The organism is Mesonia phycicola, assembly GCF_900141885.1.
Classification (GTDB): domain Bacteria; phylum Bacteroidota; class Bacteroidia; order Flavobacteriales; family Flavobacteriaceae; genus Mesonia; species Mesonia phycicola.
Genome location: NZ_FQYY01000019.1, coordinates 1 through 6987 on the forward strand (window position 1 = coordinate 1; position 6987 = coordinate 6987).

Sequence of the window (6987 nt, forward strand, 5' to 3'; positions counted from 1 at the left end):
CGTATAATTCCAACTAAGGTTTGGTTGTGTCCTGCGGACACAGACGCAAAAGTGTCAAAGTTAGCTCTTTTTACTATCTTTACTTCTAACCTTCCCTTAGCTGGAAAATTATACAAAACCGTTGTATGCAAGCTAAAAAACTCCAACAAAAAATATGAACAAACAAGTATTTGAAGATTTTCATTCAAAATTAACATCTGAAAATCTCTACGACAATAATGTGTTTGAAAAAGAAATTATAATACATTATTTTGAAATACTTGAAATATTATCAACCGATTTCGAAACTTATCGAAAATTTTCTCCATTAATTCTATCCACTTTAGAAGATAACGATAGAAAGTCCATTTCATATTCTTTATTTATCTTTTTCGATTTGTTTGAAAAATTGACTAGTCAAAATAATGTTTACAAATTAGACCAGTCTGTAGCTAAAGCTGAAATTACTGATGAATCAAACAGCAAATTTTTAAAGTTATTAGAAAAAAGCCTTAAAATAAATAATCAATTAAGAATTTCTGATTTTGAATTTCCTCCCAACGACTTAACAGAGTTAGAAATAAAAGAAATAATCTCTTTACAAATTAGTCTAATACAAGAGAGTGCCAAAGAAATAGACTGGAAAGAGGAACAAAGCGATAATATAATGCTACAGTTGCCTATTTTAAGGCATTTACTCGTTAGATTGAACAATCCCGAACTCTTTTACTTTATAATCGGAATTTTTATTGATAGACTTAACTCTTCTGAATTTTATCAAGCAGCTAGAGATGTTTCTGAAGAAATTATAATTTCCAGTTTTAATGATGATTATCCACAATTTGGTTTTTTTAATGCTTTCAGGTGTTATTCAGCACAAGGTAGTGCTCAAGCAGCTCTACTCTATGCTAATATAAGTATGCACCTTGCATTAAAAAATAAGCAGGGAATTTCGGATAAATATCTACAAGAATTAATTTGGCAATCAATAAAATATTTTAGAAATACTGGCTTATATCCTTACGCTGTAAAAATGTATAAAAGCATACCTAAAACACTAGAGTTTTCTGGATATCACAGGCGTTCAATAGACCATTCTTACTTCACAAGTCTAATACCATTGGAGAAAGAAAAGTTACCTGATTTATTATTAGATTATCTAAACAAAGAAAGAGAGAATATATTCTCGGGTGGAGTTTACGAATCTTTACCTTGGCTAATTACATTATATAATGTTAAAAGGATTTTCCCAAATGCAAATTTCAGTCTTACTGGTCTAGGTTATTATGTAAATATTTTTGAACAAATTGTACCAAAAGAGTCAATTAGTAGCTATAAAAATATTATCGATGGTAACTCCTCATCTTTAAAAGAGCAATTAAAAAAATCGTTAATCAAATTAAATGAGACAAGGAACAAATCAGATATTGTTTATGATAATGATATGTCACTTAAAATTGCGAATAGAATAATTGAAGATGGTTTTGCAAAAAAAGATTCAGAAGCAATTTTGTTGGCTATGATGATTAAATCGGATTTTAGCTTGATTTTTAAATCTAAAGAATCATTTGAATTTGCTCCTTTTAAAGTTCCTACAACTGAATTAGAAAAGTTTAATAAGATATATAGTGAAAGAGATAAAATTGAAAGCGAGATATCTAAAAATAAATTTCAATCGACAATTTGGCTTGCAATAACCGAGGGGAAAGTATTTCAATTAGCTTTCAGAAATAAGACCTTTCAATATTTTGAGTTAACCGAATGGGATTGGTCAAAATTTAAAAGCCTTACTAACAGAGAGTATTTTTCGAGTTTTTCGTTTGATGATACTCTCAAAGATAAAGGTGGAGTTCGAAATGTTTATGAAGAGGAACATTTTGCAGAAGCAAGAAAAATAAATAATGAAATTTCATTTAGTAAGTTGAATGTTGATTATGATACAGATTCCATTTATCTTATAAAAGATATGCAACTAACCGATTTTCCACATAATTTATTTCTTAATCAAAATGGAGATTTTCTACACTTAAGCAAACCAATTACAAATATTCTATCCACAGAATGGTATTTATCAGTTGACAAATCAACGCCAATCAATAAAAATTATTCGAAATCTATCTGGATACCAAAGGAAGAAGGAGATTTTACCTTAAACCAGTTATATGCCAAAATAGAAGATACTTTAATGGAGAATAGTTTTGATATTAATACAAAATTGGAAAAGGATTCCTCAATAACTTCTGACATAAATATTATTTGTTCTCACGGAGCAAAAGATATTGCTGAAAAACAAATTATATATCCATCTGAAAGACCACTAGTAAACCTTAACAAAGTCATTGGTAAAGGAGAAGTTTTAATTTTCTTAATCTGCCATTCTGGTTCTTACAAATCAGAACTATTTAAGAATAACATTACATCTTTGGTAAAAACATATATTGAAAAAGGATATAAAGCTATAATAGCTCCATTTTGGGGTTTACATATAAATGTTCCGGAAATTTGGCTGCCCGAATTTTTAAGTTCATTTAATAACGGAGATTCAATTGATATTGCCCTATTTAAAGCAAATAAAAAGGTTTATGAAAAATATCCTACTCCTGCTGCTTGGTGTGCAATGCATTTATACGGTAATCCGAATTTAAAAGTGGAACAATAGAAAAGCCAGCATACAACAACGTGTATAAAACATAGCTATTATAGGCTTTCCAAGAGGTTTTAGTATATTTACAAAGTACGCCAAATTTTTTATTTGGTTATATTTATGAAAGAAAATTAAACATAAAAATAAAAATTTCGGCTCGTGCTAAATCCGAAAAGTTAGCGTTTATTTATACGCTACGTTTCATACACAAGACCGTTGTCAAAAATGCACAATTACAGCGTGGTAAACTTCAAGTTTCATTTCTAAATTAATCTATCTTTTAAGCGAAAACTTAAAAAAAATGATGAATCTGAACGGATAAAAATCACTTAGACGAAAAACTGTTTGGTAAATCTTTGCGCAGAGAAACTTAAAGGTAGATAATTAAATTAAAACTCGGCGGACTTAAACTTACTCAGCTGAAAAAACTGAAATGGATAAATTGTTACGGATAAAAATTTCTCAGCACTACTCCATTTTCAAAACTGTACGGAGAAAAAGTAAAACTAAAATTCGTTTTCAAAATACTAATTTGAAATCGGCTGACTAAAACGCTCAGAAACGATAAAGTGGAATCGATAATCTGGACGGAAAAAGCACTTTAGACAACAACGTATAATTCCAACTAAGGTTTGGTTGTGTCCTGCGGACACAGACGCAAAAGCGTCAAAGTTAGCTCTTTTTACTATCTTTACTCCTAAACTTCCCTTAGCTGGGAAATTATACAAAACCGTTGTGCACAATTAAAACCAAACTATGGTAATCACCGACAAATTTGATAATTATACAATTGCCGAAGTAATAAAAGCTTACTTAATAGATGGACAAAGTCATAGAAATATCCAAAGAGAGATTCTAAATTTACCTGCACCAGCCAGAGGAGGCGGTTTTGTAGCGATGGAATTATTACATCATTATAATATTCGTGGTGACAAGAAAGGTCTTTTGACTAAAAAATCGATTTCCAAATTAAATGCCACTAACGATTTAGAGTTTAAAAAAGCATTACAAATCATTGAGGAACTGAATTTCGTAGAGGAAGAAGCAGAGGAATATTTTATAAAAAATCAGGAAATAAATAAAAGTAATAATCCGACTGAATCTAAGAGTGAAATAAAAATTAGAGCTTATCAAAATAAACTAAGGGAAATTGTTTTGGACAATTACAATTCAACTTGTGCTATTTGCGAAATAAACAAATCCGATTTACTTGTTTGTAGTCATATAAAACCTTGGATGTCTGACAAAGAGGAAAGATTAAACCCTCAAAATGCGATTTGCTTTTGTGTTTTGCACGATAAGATGTTTGACAAAGGTTATTTCTCATTAGACTCTGAATATAGAATAGTATTTGGACCAAAATCAGACAAACAAATAAAGAAACTTTTGACTGATTTAGAATTTAAAAAACCAAAAGTTAATGAACCAAACATATCATTTTTAGAATATCACTATAATGAAATATGTAAATAACTGTGCACAACAATGTATAACCGCAATTACGGCGGATTCGACTACGTCCGAATCCACTCGGAATTGCTAAGGTCAGTGCCAAACCGAGAATTAACGCATATAAACCCGTAACTGACGGTTATACGAGACCGTTGGGTTTAATGCTGGAGCAAGTTTGCGGTTTGAAAAAAGCCTAGTTTATTTTTCGATTTTTTTTAGAATTTTAAGATAGATAAATCAGAAAAACTGTGTGCGGAATTTTGATAATTTTCGGAATTATCAATCTAAGGTGGAATGAAAAAACAGCTGCGGAATTGCTCACTCAAACTCTGAATTAAATTACGGTTGACTTTTTAGCTTGTTTGTACAATCGGAACTGGAAAAACAACGCTGGAATTGCTCACTCAAATCCGAATTAAAAAACGGTCGGAATTTGAGCTAGTTTGCGGAATGAATTAAAAGCTGACCGAGAAAACTAAAATCAGAATGAATTATAAAAGCACTAAAACCCAACAACGTGTATAATTCATTACGGCGGAATTTCCTGTCGGAAATTCCAATCATTTTTGCTATCTTTCGTTATTAATCGGAAAAATCCGCTGGATTTTCCCGTAACGAAATCATACACAAACACGTTACCTGCAATTATAAAAAAACGCTTGTAACTAAACGAAAAAGGCAGTTCGCTCATTTAAGGTTTTGAATTATTACATAAAGAGTAAATTTGGAAACAAATAAAAACGAATGAAAAAATTTAGTTTAATAATATCAATTTTACTTCTGAATTTCAACTTGGGTTTTTCTCAAAGTGAATCTGAAATTGACTCTTTACTAAATATAATTGCGGAAACGGAAAACTCAAAAGAAATAATAAAAACCAATCAAGTCGAAAAAATAAAAGCATTTGGAGAAAATTCTTTGATAACTCTTGCGGATTTTTTTACTGATACAACCTTGACTAAAGTTAAATCGGAATGTTATAATCGGAATTTGACTAAAGGAGAAATTGCAATTATAATAGCAGATAGAATTGAGCCAATGCCATATTTTACAGTTACGCGAATTCAAAATTGTACGCTGACTTTTTGCGAAAATAATCCGAATCGAATTGAATATTATTTTGGTATTGATAATTATCTAAATAACAAAGTATTTAAAGAAAGATACGTGGAATGGCTATTTAGTGATGATAGATTAAAAAGAGTAAAAGGAAAAGACAGAAAAAAACGAAAGAAAATATTAACTGAATGGAATAATAACAGCAGGTAACAATGTATAATTCCAACTAAGGTTTGATTGTGTCCTGCGGACACAGACGCAAAAGCGTCAAAGTTAGCTCTTTTTACTATCTTTACTCCTAACCTTCTCTTAGCTGGGAAATTATACAAAACCGTTGGTAATAATTTCAAAAACATACTTTTAATGAATAAAGTAACACCGGAAAGTATATTAAAGGCTAAATTATTAATAGAAGTACTTTCTGAAAAATTAATAGATGTTGAACCCGATTTAGAACCATTCCTTTATAATACTGCTCGTGTGAGAGAGCAGTTAATTAATGAATCAGATAGAGGTTGTGTCATATTAGCTGTTTCATTTCTAGAAACGATACTAACTGATTTATTAAAAGGAAAATTAATAGGAAGTAAAAAACATTTTAAAAATTTATTTGATTTCAGTGGTCCTCTGGGAACATTTTCAAGTAAAATTAAAATGTCTTACTCTATTGGACTGATTAGTGAATCAGAGAAAACTGATTTAGAAAACATTAGGTCTTTAAGAAATATATTTGCTCATTCACCAAATCCAACAACATTAGATGATAATGAGCCTAAAAAAATCATTGAAGAGTTAAAGTTAGATATAAGAAAGCGTGAAAATGATACTCCTAGAAGGAAATTTATATCAGTTACTTGGTATATTATAAGTGTAATGGGGATTACTTCAAAGCTTGAAAAGTTGAAGTATAATAGAACTGATGCGCCAATAGATATCAATACGGAAAAAGAAAATAGACAAGCTTTAATAAGCGAATTAAAAAGTGTCGACAAAGATTTTCCTTTCTAATAAAAACTATTACCAACACTGTATAATTCCAACTAAGGTTTAGTTGTGTCCTGCGGACACAGACGCAAAAGCGTTAAAGTTAGCTCTTTTTTACTATCTTTACTCTTAACCTTCCCTTAGCTGGGAAATTATACAAAACCGTTACCTGCAAGCTGAAAAATGAGAATCCGAAACAACATACTAATAATAATTATTTTGCTTTTTTGCTCTTGCAATGAGAAAGCTGAAAATCAAAAACCTGAATTGAATTCTGAACCAAGCATTGATACTAATACTGAATTAAAAAACGAATCGGAATTAGAGGTTGACTACTCATTATCTGCTGAACTTTTTGCAAAAGACGTTTTGAAAGAAAATTATAGAGAACACTCTTTTGAGGCAACAGATTTGAATAAACCAAAACATACTGAAATTTTTGACAACGTTGGACTTAAAAATATAATAGCTTATTCAAATAAAAATTATCCGAAAAATAGTGAACCAAATTATTACGAGCATTTTATTCTTTTTGTCGCGAACTATCAGAGCGAATTGAATGCATTAAAAACTTTTGCTCTCATAGAAATGACTTCTAAAGAAAAACCAGCTGAATATTTATTGACTAACAAAAATTTTTTCAGAGAATTAATGCACTTAAAATCGGAACAAAATCAGGCGGAATGATAATCCAAAAAGGAAATCAAATATTTAGTTTAGTAAAGACTTGTCGAGAAACACCTATAGGTGGAACTTGGAATGATTATGAAAAGAAATTTATCAAATATTTGACAAAACAAGGAGACGAAGAATTTAAGGTTTTGAATTCTAATTGCGGAATGGATAAATATGAATTAAAGACAATAAAA

The 6987-nt window shown here is 30.1% G+C and carries 6 protein-coding genes; all 6 read left to right on the top strand.

The window, feature by feature from the left end:
- Positions 1 to 154: 154 nt before the first annotated feature.
- Complete coding sequence (locus BUC03_RS14585; protein WP_073153745.1) at positions 155 to 2638, top strand: hypothetical protein; 2484 nt, start codon at positions 155 to 157, stop codon at positions 2636 to 2638.
- Between the two features lie 741 nt (positions 2639 to 3379).
- Positions 3380 to 4096, top strand: a complete 717-nt coding sequence (locus tag BUC03_RS14590; protein ID WP_073153747.1) for an HNH endonuclease — start codon at positions 3380 to 3382, stop codon at positions 4094 to 4096.
- A gap of 723 nt (positions 4097 to 4819) precedes the next feature.
- Positions 4820 to 5344 (top strand): hypothetical protein, encoded by a 525-nt coding sequence (locus BUC03_RS14595; RefSeq protein WP_073153750.1) that lies wholly within the window; start codon positions 4820 to 4822, stop codon positions 5342 to 5344.
- A gap of 27 nt (positions 5345 to 5371) precedes the next feature.
- The gene (locus tag BUC03_RS14600; protein WP_073153753.1) at positions 5372 to 6142 is read left to right on the top strand and encodes a DUF4145 domain-containing protein; all 771 of its coding nucleotides are present in this window, start codon (positions 5372 to 5374) and stop codon (positions 6140 to 6142) included.
- Between the two features lie 243 nt (positions 6143 to 6385).
- A complete protein-coding gene (locus BUC03_RS14605) occupies positions 6386 to 6805 on the top strand; it encodes a hypothetical protein (protein WP_143159216.1) in 420 nt (139 codons plus the stop codon).
- A partial coding sequence (locus BUC03_RS15400) for a hypothetical protein (RefSeq protein WP_234971641.1) occupies positions 6802 to 6987 on the top strand: 186 nt, incomplete at its 3' end. The genes BUC03_RS14605 and BUC03_RS15400, both read left to right, overlap by 4 nt.

Excerpts from the sequence above, each read along its gene's own strand:
- BUC03_RS14585 (WP_073153745.1), top strand. The coding sequence starts at position 155 with ATGAACAAACAAGTATTTGAAGATTTTCATTCAAAATTAACATCTGAA.
- BUC03_RS14590 (WP_073153747.1), top strand. The coding sequence starts at position 3,380 with ATGGTAATCACCGACAAATTTGATAATTATACAATTGCCGAAGTAATA.
- BUC03_RS14595 (WP_073153750.1), top strand. The coding sequence starts at position 4,820 with ATGAAAAAATTTAGTTTAATAATATCAATTTTACTTCTGAATTTCAAC.